Genomic DNA, 17,412 nt, shown 5'->3' with positions numbered 1-17,412 from the left:
ACTCATAAAACAGATGTGGTTACACACAGACTAGTTGATATGGCATCAAATTCGCACTATAATAAAATTATCCGTGCCAAACACCAAGATTGATCCAACCCCTTCAATACATAAAAGGAATTCATATGCTATTCACCAATTTCACCCGCCAATACCCTCTTTCCAAAACCTTGCGTTTTGAATTAAAGCCTATTGGTAAAACACTTGAACACATCAAAGCCAAAAACTTTTTGGAGCAAGACGCTACACTTGCCGAAAGTTATCAAAAAATAAAACCGATTTTAGATGACTATCATCGTGATTTTATTGAGTTGGCGTTAACAGACACTCATCTAGCACAGCTGTCTGATTTTCAGCATACTTATCTGGCACTAAAAAACAGTAAAAAAGACGACAAATTACATAAAGATTTAGAAAAATCACAAGAGCAATTACGCAAACAAATTGTCAAGCAGTTTGAAAAAGACAATACCACCAAAGCCTGGTTCAAAGGTTTGTTTGCCAAAGAATTGTTCGGTAGTAAAAAAAAGCAAGGCGATTTGACAAAGTGGGTCATTCAAAAAGAAGGTGAAGAATCGCCAAAAATTGCACTCATCGAGCAGTTTATCGGTTTTAGTACTTATTTTAGTGGCTTTTATGAAAACCGAAAAAACCTATATAGCCACGAAGCCAAACACACCGCCATTGCTTATCGCTTAATTCACGAAAACCTACCCAGATTTGTGGATAATATTCAGATTTTGCATCATATCAAAAATAGTCACCCAAAACTGTATCAACAGCTTTTTGATATCAACAATCAAATTACTGATTATTTTGATGAATTTGGTATTGATGATTTATTGAATATTGAGTTTTATAATCATCTATTATCCCAATCTGGTATTAGTGCTTACAATGCGTTATTGGGTGGTAAAGTTTTGGATAATGGCACAAAATTACAGGGTATTAATGAGTTTATCAATCTATATAATCAACAAAATAAATGTAAAGTTGCCAAACTAAAACCCCTGCACAAACAATTATTGAGCGACAAACAAAGCCTATCCTTTTTACCAACAAGATTTGAAGATGATAACGAAGTTTGTAGTGCAATTAATGACTTTTATCGTACTTATCACGATGATTTTAATAAAATTGACACCATATTAAATCATATTAAAGATTACGACCCAAATGGTATATACATCCATCATGGTCAATTAACGCATATTTCACACATTTTATATGGCAATTTTAATATCATTAATCAGGCATTATCTGATTATTATGCCAACACCATCAATACCGAATTTAACAACAAACTTACCAAAGCCAAAACGGATAATGCCAAAAATAAACTCAATAAAGAACGAGAAACATTTATCAAATCCGAGCATAGCATTGCCACTTTGGAGCAGGCATTAGGTCAATATTGTCAAAAACAAGAGGATGTTGCGTTTGTAAGCATAGTAGATTATCTATCACAATGCTCCATCAATGCTGATGCTCAAAAATTGTCCTTAATCAAAAACATTGACAATAAATTTAGCACCATCAAAGGATTTTTGGAAAAAGAATATCCTACTGGTGAGCGTAACTTTTATAAACACAAAAAATCTCATGACATTGTCAATTTAAAGTTATTTTTAGATAGCGTGATGGCTTTGGTGCATTTTATTAAGCCATTAGCCATCGGTAGCGACACCAGATTAAATGAGGATAAGACATTTTATGGTGAGTTTACGCCCTTGCATGATGATTTGAAGCATTTTAGCTCACTTTATAACAAAGTGCGTGATTATATTTCACAAAAAGCCTTTACTGCAGAAAAATACAAACTCAATTTTGATAACGCCACCTTACTCAATGGTTGGGACTTAAATAAAGAAAAGGATAACTTTGGCATTATTTTACAAAAAAATGATAACTATTATCTAGCGATTTTGGATAAATCACATAAAAAAGTCTTTGACCAAGCCCCAGTTGCCACAAGCCAAGATGTTTATCAAAAAATGGTTTATAAACTATTACCTGGTCCAAACAAGATGTTGCCAAAAGTATTTTTCGCAAAAAGCAATATTGATTATTATTCGCCCTCTAAGGACATTTTGGAGAAATACGAAAAAGGTACACACAAAAAAGGTGAACTGTTCAATCTATCTGATTGTCATCGCCTGATCGACTTCTTTAAAACTAGCATCAATAAGCACTCAGAATGGCGAGAGTTTGGCTTTCAATTTTCTGACACCAGCAATTATCAAGATTTAAGTGATTTTTATAAGGAAGTTGAACCACAAGGGTATAAAGTTTTCTTTACCGATATTGACAGCAGTTATATTGATAACTTGGTAGAACAAGGAAAACTCTACCTATTCCAAATTTACAATAAAGATTTTTCTGCAAAATCTTACGGCAATAAGAATTTGCATACTTTGTATTTTAAGGAATTATTTAGCCCAGAAAATCTACAAAATGTGATTTATAAACTAAATGGCGAAGCGGAGATTTTTTATCGCAAGGCATCATTAAATATTGATGATGTGGCAAAGCACCCTGCTTATGAAAAACTGACGATGAAAAACCCCAACAACCCCAATCAGGATAAAATTGCCACCCACACAATCATCAAAGATAAACGCTATACGGAGGATAAGTTCTTATTACATATTCCCATTACGATGAATTTTGGTGTTCATGGCACTGGCTTTAAAGAATTTAATAAAAATGTCAATCAAACACTTAAAAATAGTAACGAAGATATCCATATCATTGGCATTGACCGTGGTGAACGCCATTTATTATATGTCAGTGTCATCAATAGCCAAGGTGAAATTGTTGAACAAAAGTCTTTAAATGAGATTGTTAATACTGGTCATAACGGCATTAAATTAACAGTCAATTATCATGCTCTTTTGGATAACAAAGAAAAAGAGCGTTTGGAGGCTCGTGTAAACTGGGGAGAGATTGAAAATATCAAAGAAATTAAGCAAGGTTATTTAAGTCAAGTGGTGCATTATATCAGCCAGCTGATGCTTAAATACAATGCCATTGTTGTGTTGGAAGATTTGAATTTTGGCTTTAAGCGTGGACGGTTTAAGGTTGAAAAGCAAGTGTATCAAAACTTTGAAAATGCACTTATTAAAAAACTCAATTACTTGGTATCAAAAGATAACCCACCAAATGAATTAGGCGGTATTAGAAATGCACTGCAATTAACCAATAAATTTGAAGATATTAAAGATATTGGTAAGCAGACAGGATTTTTGTTTTATGTGCCTGCTTGGAATACCAGTAAGATTGACCCTACTACAGGTTTTGTTAATTTATTGCCACTAAACTATGAAAATACAGACAAAGCCAAAGCATTTTTTAAGAATTTTGATGGCATTTATTATAACGCTAGCAAAGATTATTTTGAGTTTGCATTGGATTATAATAACTTTACCGATAAAGCAAATGGCTCAAAAACCCATTGGGTGATTTGTTCACATGGCGATGTGCGTTATGCTTATAATAATACTAAAAAAACTATAGACAAAATCAATATCAATGATTGTCTAAAAGCATTATTTAATAAACATCAAATCAATTATCAAACTGGCAATGATTTAATTGATGCGATTTGCAATAATAATAGTAAAAATCTGTATAGCAGTCTTTATTATTATCTAAAAGTACTGGTATCTATGCGATATAGCAACGCCAATACAGGCGATGATTTTATTTTATCGCCTGTAGCAAATAAAAACGGTGAGTTTTTTGATAGTCGCAAGGCTGACAACCGCTTACCAAATGATGCTGACGCCAATGGTGCGTATCATATTGCCAAAAAAGGCTTGTGGGTATTAAATCAAATTAAAGCAAGTGATGATTTGGATTCATTGAAACTGGCTATTAGCAATCAAGAATGGCTTAAATTTGTTCAAACCCATTAGATAGTTTTTAGGCTCAATTTTAAAAATTGAGCCTAATTTTTATGGATAATTAAATGATATTATGGAACATAATGTATTAAATATCAGTCAGTTAAACGACTTTGTTTTTTGTCCTTATTCTATTTATCTGCACAATGTTTATCAAGGATTAGATGAAGAGCAGTATCATGATACACCGCAAGTCGCTGGCAAACAAGCCCATGAAACGGTGGATAACGGCAGTTATAGCACCAAAAAAGATATTTTAACAGGCATATTTGTGTATTCAGAAGAGTATGGTTTAATGGGGAAAATTGACCAATATTTTACCCAAAGTAAAAAACTCATTGAACGCAAGAAAAAGATTAAAACCATTTATGATGGTTATAAATTACAACTTTATGCACAATATTTTTGCTTGATAGAAATGGGATTTAAGGTGGATTATTTAGGCTTTTATTCTAAAGATGACAATAAGCATTATCCACTTGCTCTACCTAATGATGAGACAACACAATGGTTCAAAGCATATTTAAACAAGATTCGTCATTATGAACCCAGTATCATTTTGAGTAATATCAATCCAAACAAATGCCAATATTGTATTTATGCTGCTTTATGCGACCAAACTTCGTTATCATTAAAATGACTTCAGGGATGACAGATGCTCAATCAAGCTGATCTAAAATATCGACAAGTAATTTTATTAACCAATACCGAACTAAAACATCTGGTTATTTCACAAGGCAATATCGTCATTAAAGATGACAATGGTGAAGTGTTAACACGATTATCTAAAAATAAAGTGCTCGCAATCGTCAGCATTGGTCATCTAACCTTAACAAGTGTTACGATTGATTACTGCCAAAAATACAACATAGCCCTCATTTTATTAAACGAACGCTTGCGACCGATGATGTTTATCAGTCATGCAGCAGAAGCGAATTTCTTATTACGCCAAAAGCAATATTTCATGACTGCCAAATTAAAACAAACGCTTGCCAATCAGCTTGTATTTAGCAAGATTCATGGACACATTGTTTTATTAAAGAATCTGCGTCAAAAAAGCGATGAACTAAAAACGGCAATCAACGAACTCAAACAGTATCAAGAACGCTGCTTAACCGCTGACCAATTGGATTTTTTAATGGGTATTGAGGGTAATTCAGCAAAGTTGTTTTTTAAATATCATTTTATTCAAGCAAAACATTTTAAGTGGCAAGGCAGAAAACCTAGATTAAAACTAGATCCTGTTAATGTGGTTTTGGATATGGGTTATACGCTACTTTTTAATTATATTGAATGTAATTTAAGATTGTTTGGTTTTGATGTTTATCAAGGGGTATTGCACCAATTATGGTTTAAAAGAAAATCACTGGTATGTGATTTTGTAGAGCCATTTCGCTGTATTATTGATAGGCAAGTTTTAATATCTTTTAATTTGGGTCAATTTAAGGCAGAACATTTTGGCCAAAATAAACTGCAATACCATTTAAAAACCCAGCACAGCCGAGAATATCATGCCATATTAATGAATGCAATCATCACTCATAAACAGGCAATTTTTATTTATATTCGTGATTATTATCGCTTGTTTATGAAAATCAATGACGAAAAGCAAGATTATGATTTTCCAAGTTTTGATTTATTTGAAGATAAGGAGATTTGATGATTATTGTCAGTTATGATATCAGTAACAATAAGGTGCGAACGAAATTTGCTAAGTTTTTGATGGAATATGGCGACCGTTTGCAATATTCAGTGTACGAAATCCAAAATAGCGAGCGTATTTTAAATATTGTTACCCAAAGAATCAAACACGAGTTTGAACCCTTGTTTTGTGGAGCAGACAGTGTTATAATATTTAGGTTTACAGAACGAGAAGTGTTGCGTTATGGCAATGCTGTTCATCGCACACAGGATTTATTAGTATTGTAATGTTATTTAAAAACTTACAAACCTTAGTCTTCCTGCTGTAAATTTTGAGTTTTTAGGGTAAAAATGAGTGAAATTTGTTTAAATTTTAATCAAAATCCGCTAAAAATTAGTAAAAATACCCCAAAACGGGTCTAACGACCTTCCTTAATTTCTACTATTGTAGATGCGAATGTAGCCGTCTGTCGCCATGCCAGTCTAACGACCTTCCTTAATTTCTACTATTGTAGATTTTTTCTTTTTTCTCATGCTTCTAATGTCTAACGACCTTCCTTAATTTCTACTATTGTAGATATGGTCGGCATTTTCCCACCATTCATCGTCTAACGACCTTCCTTAATTTCTACTATTGTAGATATGCCATCGGCTAATCCAAATACCAATGTCTAACGACCTTCCTTAATTTCTACTATTGTAGATAGTTGAGCTGTCGCCAATCACAATCATGTCTAACGACCTTCCTTAATTTCTACTATTGTAGATACGAATTCCGTTACTTTCACCTCGATGTCTAACGACCTTCCTTAATTTCTACTATTGTAGATAGATTAACTCTTCAGTGATCATTGCTAGTCTAACGACCTTCCTTAATTTCTACTATTGTAGATATAACAGTTCCCCTTACATATGGGTTGTCTAACGACCTTCCTTAATTTCTACTATTGTAGATAAAATCCATAAAAGAAACACCATTTATGTCTAACGACCTTCCTTAATTTCTACTATTGTAGATATTTATTACGATTTGTTAATTTTTTAAGGTCTAACGACCTTCCTTAATTTCTACTATTGTAGATATTTATTACGATTTGTTAATTTTTTAAGGTCTAACGACCTTCCTTAATTTCTACTATTGTAGATTTGTCAAGCGAAAAATAAAAATTTTTGTTGTCTAACGACCTTCCTTAATTTCTACTATTGTAGATTACCATATCTGCTATGTCATCACAACGGTCTAACGACCTTCCTTAATTTCTATCAACATATACAAATATAGCCAAACAACTGTTTAATTTTTTAGGATTGCAACTAAAAAATAAAATAAAAAATCGGACAACTAGGTCCGATTTTTTTATTGCTATTAGTCTGCTTTTTCTGTGGTTGGGGGCGGTCCTGGTAACAGATGCTCATCCACCATCTCGTTAGCACTATTATGCTCGGCAGACTCTTCGGTAATATACCATTGGTTATTACGGTATAAGGTCAAACGATCTCGCCCAAGTCCACGAATCAGACAGTACATCATCACAAAGATAACAAGAGCAAAGGGCAGTCCTGCCACAATCGCTGCTGCTTGCAACGCCGAAAGACCTCCTGCTGCCAGCAAGATTGCCGCAATGATGCCTTCTGATGTTACCCAAAACAGTCTTTGGATTTTTGGTGGGTTGGTGTTACCACCTGCAGTTAGCATATCCACCACAAGACTGGCACTGTCTGCACTGGTTACAAACCACAGCACAATCATAACCAGTGTTACTACCACCAAGCCTTGCGTAAATGGGTAATATTCAATAAATTTAAAAATCGCACTACCTGAATCAGCAAGCACTGCCGTTGATAAACCAAAATCTCCAGACAACTCCATATTGATCGCCACGCCACCAAAGGCCGTAAACCACAAAAACAACAAGAGCATCGGCACAAATAGAACACCAAAAATAAACTCACGAATGGTACGACCACGAGAAATACGAGCGATAAAAATACCCACAAATGGCGACCAACTTACCCACCATGCCCAATAAAAGATTGTCCAAGCACCCTGCCAATCGCTATCCATATAGGCTTCATTCCAAAGCCCTAGCGTGATGATATTGCCTGCATAGTTACCTATATTCTCCACAAAGCTATCTAAAATAAACTGGGTTGGACCTGCTATAATCATAAAGGCAAGCATGATGAGCGTACCAATAATAGTGATATCACTTAGGCGTTTCACCCCCTTATCAAGTCCTGCCATCACAGAAAATGCCGCACAAGCGGTAATGCCTGCTACTAGGGCGATTTTAAATACAAGACTTGGTTCAATACCAAACATCTGCCCAAGTCCTGTTTCAAGTTGCATCACACCAAGACCGAGCGAGGTTACCACACCAAACATCGTACCAAACACCGCCAAAATATCGACCGCATGCCCCCATTTGCCATAGATATTCTTACCAATCAATGGAAATAGCACCGAACGAATTGACAGCGGTAAGCCGCGCCGATAGTGAAAATAAGCAAGACTCAACGCCACCACTGAGTACACCGCCCAAGCGTGCAAACCCCAATGCAAAAACGACAACTGCATCGCCTGCTTAGCACTCTCTGCACTACTAGAGTCGGCAATAGGTGGCTTCACAAAGTGATACAGAGGCTCAGCCGTACCCCAATAAAGTAGCCCAATACCAATACCGGCTGAAAACAGCATTCCAATCCATGAACCAAAGCTATATTCAGGTGTTTCTGTTTGAGCCCCAAGGCGAATATCGCCATAGCGACTTAATGATATATACACACAAAATACTAAGGCTGCATTCATTAAGATAATGAACATAAAGCCAAAATGTCGAGTGATGAGCGTTTGTGCCTTGCCAAAAATTTGACCCGCCAACTCACTAAACATCGCCCCAAAAATAATAAAACCAACAATCAGTAATGCTGATATTAAAAATACAGGCACATTTACCTGCGGAAAAATACCCAGTCGCTTTATCTCAACTTGAGGCATAGCACTGGACTTAGGTTGTTCTGGTGTCGTCATACTTATCCTTATCAATTAAAAATATATCTAAATTACTTCAATCAAAACAGTTAATTAATACAAACAAGTTCAATCATCATGTTTGTATTAATTAGCCTTGCTTACAAATTTAACAGATTTAGCAATAATTTGCAAATTGCAGGCAAGACAGCCACCCAGTTTTCTCAAGAAAAATGCCAAAAATACCACCAGATTTTATCTAACAACTTTATGTCAAGGCTTAAAAAATAGGCAACGCCAAAGCATTTTTATCCGCCTTGGTAAATAAGCAAATCCGTCCACGCGTCCATCTATCATCTTTTTTTTATAAGATAATCTTTATAATCCATCAAGGAGTTAAACTTCGACCACTCTTATGTCATCTCACCAAGCCTAAGATACGCCTTGTGAGAGCTAGGGGTACAAAAAAAACAATTTTCTGCAAAAATTAACCAAAAAATATTAGCCAAAATTGTGCAACTTTGTTTATAATCATAATTCATTTTTATACTTTTTCATATAAAAGAAACACTCTTTTTGCTCTCACAAACCCTTAAAAAAATGTTACAATAAAGCAAATAAACTTAGCTAACTTGGCGTGCTTCTATAGACCAAGTCCAAGCCAACAAGGAAAATAAACGATGCCAACCTACCGTTCAAAAACTTCTACATCTGGTCGCAATATGGCAGGGGCGAGAGCCTTATGGCGTGCCACAGGCATGACCGATGATGATTTTAATAAGCCAATCATCGCCATCGCCAACTCATTCACCCAGTTTGTACCAGGACATGTTCACCTAAAAGACTTAGGGCAACTGGTCGCCCGTGAAATAGAAAAGGCAGGCGGTGTTGCTAAAGAATTTAACACCATTGCTGTTGATGATGGCATTGCGATGGGGCATAGTGGTATGCTCTACTCCCTACCTAGCCGTGATTTGATTGCCGACAGTGTAGAATATATGGTCAACGCTCATTGTGCTGATGCTTTGGTGTGTATCTCCAACTGCGATAAAATCACCCCTGGTATGCTGATGGCAGCCTTGCGTCTGAACATACCCACCATCTTTGTTTCTGGCGGCCCGATGGAAGCTGGTAAAGTCTTGGCAAGTGAATTGGCAGATGGGCATACCACACATGAAACCATCACCGCCGATGACGGCAAAAAAGTGCGTAAACTTGACCTTGTGGACGCCATGATTGACGCTGCCGATGACTTAATTTCTGATGAAGATGTGATGAGCGTTGAACGGTCAGCCTGCCCTACTTGTGGCTCTTGTTCTGGTATGTTTACCGCCAATTCAATGAATTGCTTAACCGAAGCATTGGGGCTATCCTTGCCAGGTAATGGCTCACTACTTGCCACACACGCCAAAAGAAAAGAGCTATTCTTGGAAGCTGGCAGAATGATAGTCAAGCTCGCTCAACGCCATTATGAACAAGGCGATAACAGCATTTTACCACGCTCTATCGCCACCAAAGATGCCTTTATGAATGCGATGAGTCTTGATATTGCTATGGGTGGTAGTACCAATACGATTTTGCACTTACTGGCAGCAGCACACGAAGCAGGCGTAAACTTTAAAATGGCAGATATTGACCATCTTAGCCGACAAGTACCCTGCCTATCTAAAGTTGCTCCAGCCACACAAAAATACCACATGGAAGATGTGCATCGTGCAGGGGGTGTTATGGCGATTTTAGCCGAGCTTGACCGTGCAGGGTTGTTACGCACGAATGTGCCAACGGTGCATAGTGCCACGCTAAAAGACGCACTGAACAAATGGGATATCATGAACCCTGACAATGTAGATGCTCGGAATCTCTACATTGCCGCCCCCGCCGGCATTCGCACCACACAAGCATTTAGCCAAAACAAAGAATGGTCAAATCTTGATGTCAATCGTGAAAGTGGCTGTATCCGCAGTAAAGAATTTGCATACAGTCAAGATGGTGGTTTGGCGGTGTTATTTGGTAACATTGCTACTCGTGGCTGCGTGGTTAAGACAGCAGGCGTAGATGAAAGCATTTTAAAATTTACAGGGCGTGCAAGAGTATTTGAAAGCCAAGACAGTGCAGTAGAAGCGATTTTGGCAGATCAAATCGTCGCAGGCGATATTGTCATTATTCGCTACGAAGGGCCAAAGGGTGGACCTGGTATGCAAGAGATGCTATACCCAACTTCCTATCTAAAATCAAAAGGACTAGGCAAGGCGTGTGCCTTATTGACAGACGGCAGATTTAGCGGTGGCACATCGGGGTTATCCATCGGACATGCAAGCCCAGAAGCGGCAGAAGGTGGCAACATTGCCCTTGTAAAAGAATTTGACACCATCATTATTGATATTCCAAATCGGTCTATCCATCTTGATGTCTGCAATGATGAACTTGCCCGCCGTCGTGAACAAATGCTAGCAAAAGGTAAGCAAGCCTTCAAACCCGTCAATCGTCAGCGTAAAGTATCACAAGCCTTACGAGCCTACGCAGCACTTACCACCAGTGCTGACACAGGAGCGGTAAGAGATGTCAGTCAAGTGGAATAAATACCCAAAACTTGAGAGTAAAGGAGAGACGACAATCTCTCCTTTATTTTTTGCATTGCACATGGATTAAGTCATTGATGTGATAGTCTAAATAAGAAAAATTAACCATCAAAATACGGTCATTGATATCTTTTACCACTCAATCTTTTCCATAACTCATCAGCACAACACAAGCCATAAAAAAATAAACCCCATCATGATGACAGGGTATACTTTAGTAGTAGGTTGAATGATACCAATGATTTTTAATAAAATAAGGCATACAATCAATCTTTAGTTCAAAGACCAATCTCACCAATAAAAGGAATGTGGCGATATTTTTGATTATAATCTAAGCCATAGCCTACAATAAAACGATCCTCAACTTCAAAACCCAAAAACTTAACATCCATCTCAATTTCACGGCGTGATGGCTTACTAACCAAAGTGCACAGCTCAATGGAGTTTGGATTGCGAGTTTTTAGAATTTCTACCACTTTTGATAGAGTGCGTCCTGAATCAATGATGTCTTCCACAATCAACACATCCTTGCCTGCAATCTCGCTGTCCAAATCTTTTAGGATTTTGACATCACCACTTGATACAGTGGTTTTATTGATATAGCTTGACACTGTCATAAAATCAAGTTCATGTGGTTTGTCAATCGCACGGCATAAGTCCGCCATAAAAATAACCGAACCACGCAGAAGTCCAATCAAAATTAACGCTTTATCGCTATTGGCGTAGTGAGCATTGATGGCAGCACCCAGTTCTTTGACTTTAACGGCAATTTCCTCTTGAGAAATCATCACATTGATGGCAGGTTCTGTATTCATAAGTAGTCTTTTTTTGAAAATTAAAGAGATTATTTTATTATATAATCCATGGATTATCAAGCCTTAACAAGATGCTAGATGAATTGCCATCTCAGATAAGGCGAATTGTCGTACATCATTGAGCATGGTTGTATCAAAATTATGAATGAACGCCATTGACAAGCGACGCTTAGGATCGCAAAATGCCACTGAGCCATTATAGCCCATATGCCCATATGCCTCGCTTACATCTTGTAGGCTAAACAAGCGGTGAAAGCCTGTTCGCCATCGCATATTAGCAGGCATGACAGCATCAAATCCATCAACCTGCACTCGCCTCATATCCGCCAAAACTTCAGAGTTAATCAAAGTCTTCCCCTGCCACACACCGTCATTAGCGTGCATTGCATATATTCTAGCAAGTGCTTGAGCGGTAGAGACGCCATTGGCGGCAGGGATAACAGCTTTTAATACATCGGTATGATGATACTCAATACCATCTCTACCGTTGGGCATCAAGGCATTCTTATAATTTGCCAGATTCATCTTGGAAGTGTCAAAATATAGCTTATTGATATTAGCAGTCGTCATATCATTTCCATTTAATGCTGTTCGCCAAATGGCAGCAGCAGGCATCTTGCTTAGACTTTGCAACACCATCGGCGTATCTGGTTTTAGCACAGGCTTTCTTTTGACACCTTGTAGACCATCAAAATAACGCACAGGCTTGGCGATTAAGTGTACCTTGTCATCAGGTACACCATAGTATAACTGCCCTTCTACACCAAGTGGTTTAGCCAAATATTCATCAAGCACTGCTTGTAGCTTCATGCCAAGCACCCTTTCAATGGCATGACCTATCACCCACCCAGACACCAAGGCACTGTATGCACTGGCATAGTTATGCAACTCTTGTCCTCGTGGTGTATCAATAGGCATATTTTCAATCAACCTGCCCATCGCCTGCCAATCCAACAAGTCATCAACCGACTGCGTCAAAGCCGTGATATTAAACAGTCCTGATGTATGAGTTAATATCTGACGCAAAGTAATGCTCTGCTTGCCATTATTGGCAAAGTTCTGCCAATAATGGCTAATCAGTGTATCATAATCCAACAATCCTTTAGATACCAATACCGCCACTAATGTCGCCAACACCCCCTTCCCAATGGAGAAGTTCACTGACAAGACCGTATCTTGCCATGCCATCTGGGGCAAAGCATGACCCACAGAAGCATTTACTATCTCACGACCATCTTGATAAACCACAACCACACCACCTGCGGGCGACTCATCAAATTGTAGGGCTGACAACACCCTATTAAAAACCTGCCAATCTGCCATACATCACTCTTATTATCTCAAATCTCAAAATCTGCATTAGTCAAACCACCCAAAATTAACAAGACAACTTGCTATGGGCATTTATCAAAAAACTGAACATCAATCCAGTTTTTTGATTGTTTTTATGCCATTTTATTCATGTCTACACATTAGACTTACTATAAAAAAGTAATGCGACCCAATAAATGCGGTTTGTCAGTCCCTGCAGCATACAAGGCAAAACTGCGACCATCTGTTTCTGTGCGAGCCACAAAGTCTATCTTAGATGGCAAAAAAATTGGGGTTTTAAATGACACATCAACACGATAAGCCTTAGGTAAGTCGTGAAACTGAGCAATGCTTGCTGCTTTTGACCACATACCATGTGCAATGGCACGGGGAAAGCCAAAGGCACGAGCAGATAAAGGGTGCAAATGAATCAAATTAAAGTCCCCAGACACAAAAGCGTATCTACGACCAATGTCTTCAGGAATGTTAATCAGCTCCGCCCAATGATTATCGTCCGGCTCAAGTCTAGGGGTTGGCGTCTCCACAGTCTTTGGACGAGCTCGCTCTTCGGCAGTTTTTTTCTGGCGTGAAAGGTAGGTTGATACCCCTTCCCACACCAGCTCATCTTGGATACTAACCGTGGTGATAAAATCAAACTGCTGACCCTTGTCATGTGCCTTTAAATTAGCAATACGCACCGATAATGACACCGTTTCACTATCATAAATAATGCGATGCTGTGTTACGCTGTTTTCTATGTGCACCAAGCCAAGCATGGCAAAGGGAAAATCTGGCTTTGCCATCATATTCATCTGCAAAGTCTGCGACAACACCGCAAAATAAGTTGGTGGTACACGACCGTCATTGATAAACCCACAGATTTTACGATACTCTCTTAAATTCTGCTCATCAATGGCCAGATGATCCACTTGATATATTGATTCAGGCAAAGTCTTTGCCTTATTATCGCCAATAGGAATCAAACTTTTGATAACATTGGCATAAGTGGTGTGCATTTTTGGCAATTCTTTAAAATGTTGTTCTGCCATAAGATACCTTCATGTACATAAAATGCAATCAACAATCGTTATATTGCAATATAATTGTTAGGATTTTTAAGTCGCCAAACTGTCATATTTTTAGACCATTTGGCTGATAAATATCTCAAAACTCAACAAAACATTAAGCTCCAAGCACGCTTTGACCACAGACTCGTACAATATTACCATTTAAGCCTGATGCTTTAGGCGATAGTAGCCAAGCGATGGTTTCTGCCACATCCACAGGCTCTCCACCTTGACTCATAGAATTCATACGCCGTCCCGCCTCCCTGATAGCAAATGGAATAAGACTGGTCATCTTAGTTTCAATAAATCCTGGTGCAACCGCATTGATAGTCTTATTTGAACCGTCAAATGTCCGCGCTGTTGCCTCTACCAAACCGATGACACCAGCCTTACTCATGGCATAGTTGGTTTGACCCAAATTACCTGCAATACCTGAGATTGATGACACGCAGACGATGCGTGCAACATCACTCACCCCACCATTGGCAATCAAATACTCATTGATGGTATGAATGGCCTTTAGGTTAATGCTTAACACCAAATCCCATTTATCTTCACTCATATTTGCCAAAGTCTTATCACGAGTAACTCCAGCATTATGAACAATGCCATCTAGTACACCGCATTGCTCCAAAATCTCTTTAGCAGCATTCTCATTGGTAATATCAATTGGCAAGGCTTGACCACCCAAATTTCCTGCCACTACCTGAAGCTCTGCTAGGCTTTGTGGCACATCTAAGCAGTATAACTTAGCACCATCTCTTGCTAAAACCTGTGCTACCGCCGCACCAATACCACGAGACGCACCTGTTACAAGGATTTTTTTGCCTGCCAACGGTTTTACATCATCAAAATCACTCGTATCTACCTGACCGCCCACAGTCAAGGTGATGGGCTGACCTGATACATAAGCGGACTTGGCAGACAAGAAGAATCTTAATGCGTGCTCAAGATGAGCCTCTGCTCCCACTTGTGTATAAATGACATTGGCGGTAATGCCTTTTTTAAATTCCTTGGCAACTGATTTGGTAAAACCAAGCAAGGCTCTTTGAGCCAAAGCAAAGCCCACATCGCTACCTGTACAACATGACGGACGAGCGATGATGACAATGCGTCCAGAAGATTTGATGCGTCTGGCGATGGCGTGAAAAAACTCATACACCTGCTTTAAATCATCGGTGTTTTTGATATTTGTCGCATCAAAAATCGCCACCTTAAAGCGAGCATTCTCATCACTTAGCTTGGTATGTAAGTCTTGTTGTGTGGTGATTTTGGCATCAAGTTTTACCAAAATATCCTGCAAAGCATCCGCCACCAAAGTATCATCGCCAACTGATACCGCCAAAGCAACTTCACCACGAATAACAGGTTGACCTGCTTCATAACGATCCAGCTTAATCGGCAACGGCAAACCAAGATTTTTAGCAACTTTTCTTCCCAAAGATGACTGAACCAACTCACCATAACGGTCGCTCATAGCTTTACCCCTCCATTTCATGAATGAATTTATCAATAATAAATTACCCATTCTAACATAAAAAAACCATTATGCCACCCAAAAACCCCTAGATTTTTCATCAAGAAATCTTAAACATGCACCTGCCTCTCTGATCAAATTATTATTTTGCAAAATTTAATCTTATAAAAATTATTGTTACAAATTAAGTCAATCTTTCCATTTTTTATAAAATAATGCTAATCTAGCTTTATTTACTAAGCTAATTTCTTTAAACCGATTATTAAGGAGTTTTTATGACCATTAAAAAAGTTGCCATCTTAGGTGCAAACCGCATTCCTTTTGCCCGCTCAAACGGTGCCTATGCTGATGCCAGTAATATTGATATGCTCAGTGCCACCCTAGAAGGATTGGTTAGTCGCTTTAATCTGGCAGATAAAGAGATTGGCGAAGTTGTGGCTGGTACAGTCTTAAAGCACAGTCGAGATTTGAACCTAACTCGTGAAGCTGTATTAAACACCAGTCTGCCTGCCACCACACCCACCTATGACATCTCCCAAGCGTGTGGCACAGGGCTACAGGCTGCTTTTGCGGTTGCTAATAAAATCGCCCTTGGTATCATTGATAGTGGCATTGCAGGTGGCACAGACACCACCTCAGACGCACCGATTGCTCTAGGTGATGGTATTAGAAAGTCACTCTTACGCCTAAACACCGCCAAAGACACTAAAGCTCGCCTAGCAGCTCTAAGCACCATCAATCCAAAAAAACTGCTTGCATTCCCTGAAAATGGCGAGCCACGAACTCGCCTATCCATGGGTGAGCATCAAGCAATCACCGCTCTAGAGTGGAACATCAGTCGCACCGAACAAGACAAATTGGCATTTGATAGCCATCAAAACCTGTCTCGTGCCTATAATGAAGGTTTTTTTGACGACTTAATTACCCCTTACAAAGGACTGACTCAAGACAACAACCTGCGTGCTGACACCACACTTGATAAGCTCGCCAGTCTAAAGCCTGTCTTTGGTAAGAAAAATATCAACCCTACCATGACCGCTGCCAACTCCACACCACTGACTGACGGTGCATCATGCGTATTACTATCTAGCGATGACTGGGCAGCAGAACATGGTTATGAACCGCTTGCCTACATCACCCATCAGCGGACAGCGGCGGTAGATTTCATCGGCAAAGACGGTATTACCGAAGGGTTGTTGATGGTACCTGCCTATGCCGTACCCAAAATGTTACAGCGTGCAGGCTTGACCTTGCAAGACTTTGATTTTTATGAGATTCATGAGGCATTTGCTTCACAGGTACTGTCCACTTTGGCAGCATGGGAAGATGAAAAATTCTGCAAACATCGCTTAGGGCTTGACGCACCACTTGGCTCAATTGACCGTAGCAAGCTTAATGTGAACGGCTCAAGTCTTGCTGCCGGACACCCGTTTGCCGCCACAGGAGGTCGTATCTTGGCTACCGCTGCCAAACTTTTGGCACAAAAAGGCTCAGGGCGTGCGTTGATTTCAATCTGTGCTGCTGGCGGTCAAGGCGTAACTTGCATTCTAGAACGCTAAAAAATACACAATAAAGCAAGCAAAAAGCACCTGCCATCACAACGAGCAGGTGCTTTTTAACTCTTACAACTTTAGACGATTTAATCA

11 protein-coding genes and 1 CRISPR repeat array are annotated in these 17,412 nt (G+C 38.8%); of the genes, 6 read left to right on the top strand and 5 right to left on the bottom strand.

What is annotated here, in order from left to right; all coding sequences use genetic code 11:
* Positions 1-125: 125 nt before the first annotated feature.
* The 4 genes from cas12a to cas2 all read left to right on the top strand — a co-directional run bounded on the left by cas12a (position 126) and on the right by cas2 (position 5,834).
* A complete protein-coding gene (cas12a, locus tag ACERC6_RS01760; RefSeq protein WP_373627516.1) occupies positions 126-3,917 on the top strand; it encodes a type V CRISPR-associated protein Cas12a/Cpf1 in 3,792 nt (1,263 codons plus the stop codon).
* Between the two features lie 61 nt (positions 3,918-3,978).
* Positions 3,979-4,545, top strand: a complete 567-nt coding sequence (cas4, locus tag ACERC6_RS01755; protein WP_284674248.1) for a type V CRISPR-associated protein Cas4 — start codon at positions 3,979-3,981, stop codon at positions 4,543-4,545.
* 15 nt (positions 4,546-4,560) lie between these two features.
* Positions 4,561-5,565, top strand: a complete 1,005-nt coding sequence (cas1, locus tag ACERC6_RS01750; RefSeq protein WP_373627515.1) for a type V CRISPR-associated endonuclease Cas1 — start codon at positions 4,561-4,563, stop codon at positions 5,563-5,565.
* Complete coding sequence (cas2, locus tag ACERC6_RS01745; RefSeq protein WP_284674246.1) at positions 5,565-5,834, top strand: CRISPR-associated endonuclease Cas2; 270 nt, start codon at positions 5,565-5,567, stop codon at positions 5,832-5,834. Before cas1 ends, cas2 begins: the two co-directional genes overlap by 1 nt.
* Positions 5,835-5,963: 129 nt before the next feature.
* Positions 5,964-6,820: a CRISPR direct-repeat array (repeat unit 36 nt; unit sequence GTCTAACGACCTTCCTTAATTTCTACTATTGTAGAT).
* A 92-nt stretch (positions 6,821-6,912) separates the two neighbouring features.
* On the opposite strand, the gene ACERC6_RS01740 is transcribed toward cas2, so the two are convergent.
* Positions 6,913-8,544 (bottom strand): BCCT family transporter, encoded by a 1,632-nt coding sequence (locus ACERC6_RS01740; protein ID WP_373627603.1) that lies wholly within the window; start codon positions 8,542-8,544, stop codon positions 6,913-6,915.
* A gap of 653 nt (positions 8,545-9,197) precedes the next feature.
* Between ACERC6_RS01740 and ilvD the strand changes: the two genes are divergently transcribed.
* The gene (ilvD, locus tag ACERC6_RS01735; protein ID WP_373627513.1) at positions 9,198-11,096 is read left to right on the top strand and encodes a dihydroxy-acid dehydratase; all 1,899 of its coding nucleotides are present in this window, start codon (positions 9,198-9,200) and stop codon (positions 11,094-11,096) included.
* A gap of 278 nt (positions 11,097-11,374) precedes the next feature.
* Here the strand turns inward: ilvD and hpt are convergent, their stop codons facing one another.
* The 4 genes from hpt to ACERC6_RS01715 form a co-directional block, all read right to left on the bottom strand.
* Positions 11,375-11,911, bottom strand: coding sequence for a hypoxanthine phosphoribosyltransferase (hpt, locus tag ACERC6_RS01730; protein ID WP_284674244.1), 537 nt, complete (start codon positions 11,909-11,911; stop codon positions 11,375-11,377).
* A 63-nt stretch (positions 11,912-11,974) separates the two neighbouring features.
* Positions 11,975-13,234, bottom strand: coding sequence for a serine hydrolase domain-containing protein (locus ACERC6_RS01725; protein ID WP_373627511.1), 1,260 nt, complete (start codon positions 13,232-13,234; stop codon positions 11,975-11,977).
* Positions 13,235-13,392: 158 nt separating this feature from the next.
* On the bottom strand, positions 13,393-14,271 hold the full coding sequence (locus ACERC6_RS01720; protein ID WP_284674242.1) for a MaoC/PaaZ C-terminal domain-containing protein: 879 nt from the start codon (positions 14,269-14,271) through the stop codon (positions 13,393-13,395).
* 133 nt (positions 14,272-14,404) lie between these two features.
* Entirely contained in the window at positions 14,405-15,766 is a 1,362-nt protein-coding gene (locus ACERC6_RS01715; RefSeq protein ID WP_373627510.1) for a 3-oxoacyl-ACP reductase, read from the bottom strand.
* Positions 15,767-16,041: 275 nt separating this feature from the next.
* Between ACERC6_RS01715 and ACERC6_RS01710 the strand changes: the two genes are divergently transcribed.
* Positions 16,042-17,325, top strand: coding sequence for an acetyl-CoA C-acetyltransferase (locus ACERC6_RS01710; RefSeq protein ID WP_284674240.1), 1,284 nt, complete (start codon positions 16,042-16,044; stop codon positions 17,323-17,325).
* Positions 17,326-17,412: the final 87 nt, after the last annotated feature.

It is taken from the genome of Moraxella sp. E33BD (assembly GCF_041807865.1).
Lineage (GTDB): Bacteria > Pseudomonadota > Gammaproteobacteria > Pseudomonadales > Moraxellaceae > Moraxella > Moraxella haemolytica.
This window is presented reverse-complemented; position numbering and strand designations above follow the sequence as displayed.

Bases quoted from the DNA above. Each gene is read 5' to 3' on its own strand.
- cas12a (WP_373627516.1), top strand. From the start codon at position 126: ATGCTATTCACCAATTTCACCCGCCAATACCCTCTTTCCAAAACCTTG.
- cas4 (WP_284674248.1), top strand. From the start codon at position 3,979: ATGGAACATAATGTATTAAATATCAGTCAGTTAAACGACTTTGTTTTT.
- cas1 (WP_373627515.1), top strand. From the start codon at position 4,561: ATGCTCAATCAAGCTGATCTAAAATATCGACAAGTAATTTTATTAACC.
- cas2 (WP_284674246.1), top strand. From the start codon at position 5,565: ATGATTATTGTCAGTTATGATATCAGTAACAATAAGGTGCGAACGAAA.
- ACERC6_RS01740 (WP_373627603.1), bottom strand. From the start codon at position 8,544: ATGCCTCAAGTTGAGATAAAGCGACTGGGTATTTTTCCGCAGGTAAAT.
- ilvD (WP_373627513.1), top strand. From the start codon at position 9,198: ATGCCAACCTACCGTTCAAAAACTTCTACATCTGGTCGCAATATGGCA.
- hpt (WP_284674244.1), bottom strand. From the start codon at position 11,911: ATGAATACAGAACCTGCCATCAATGTGATGATTTCTCAAGAGGAAATT.
- ACERC6_RS01725 (WP_373627511.1), bottom strand. From the start codon at position 13,234: ATGGCAGATTGGCAGGTTTTTAATAGGGTGTTGTCAGCCCTACAATTT.
- ACERC6_RS01720 (WP_284674242.1), bottom strand. From the start codon at position 14,271: ATGGCAGAACAACATTTTAAAGAATTGCCAAAAATGCACACCACTTAT.
- ACERC6_RS01715 (WP_373627510.1), bottom strand. From the start codon at position 15,766: ATGAGCGACCGTTATGGTGAGTTGGTTCAGTCATCTTTGGGAAGAAAA.
- ACERC6_RS01710 (WP_284674240.1), top strand. From the start codon at position 16,042: ATGACCATTAAAAAAGTTGCCATCTTAGGTGCAAACCGCATTCCTTTT.